This is a genomic window from Haloferax sp. Atlit-6N (genome assembly GCF_003383195.1).
Classification (GTDB): Archaea; Halobacteriota; Halobacteria; order Halobacteriales; family Haloferacaceae; genus Haloferax; species Haloferax gibbonsii.
Genome location: NZ_QEQJ01000156.1, coordinates 1 through 542, shown reverse-complemented (window position 1 = coordinate 542; position 542 = coordinate 1). Strand labels below are relative to the sequence as shown.

The window sequence follows — 542 nt, the reverse complement described above, 5'->3', positions numbered from 1 at the left end:
TGAATGAAAAATTGTATACGTACGAATACGAGTTATCTCGCATCGAAAAGTGAGCCGTCGTCGAATCACAGCACGACATCTGTGGGCAGGGGCGATCAGTGGCCTGGGAACTGTTTCTTTTCTCGCCCACATCCCGCACCTTCTTGCGGAAGACGAGCTGTTAGCGTACGTTTTGGGCGTGTTCGTCCCGATGAGCCTGTCATTTGGACTTATTGTGCTGGGATATCAGGTGTACCAGAGCGCCCTCAATACTGACCAGCTACCTCGCGTCACCGGGTGGACGATCACCGGAATGGTCGGAATGGTATTCGTCAGCGCTGTGATCTACCTCTACCAGTACGTGGAAGGAAACGTGATGAGTCACGGGCAATTTGTCGTCTTGAATCTGTTAACAGCCGGCGGTATCGCGGGTGCACTAAGTGGAGTCTATGACGGACGCCAACGTCAGGAAAAACACGCCACCGAACAGGCTCGGCGGCGCTATCAGATGTTGCTTGATGCCTCGCCCGACGCCGTGTTCGTCGCTTCCACCGACACCGGTG

1 protein-coding gene is annotated in these 542 nt (G+C 54.6%); it reads left to right on the top strand.

The window, feature by feature from the left end; genetic code table 11:
* Positions 1-49 precede the first annotated feature (49 nt).
* Positions 50-542 (top strand): hypothetical protein (locus tag DEQ92_RS21700; RefSeq protein ID WP_147299564.1); only part of this gene is annotated, 493 nt, incomplete at its 3' end.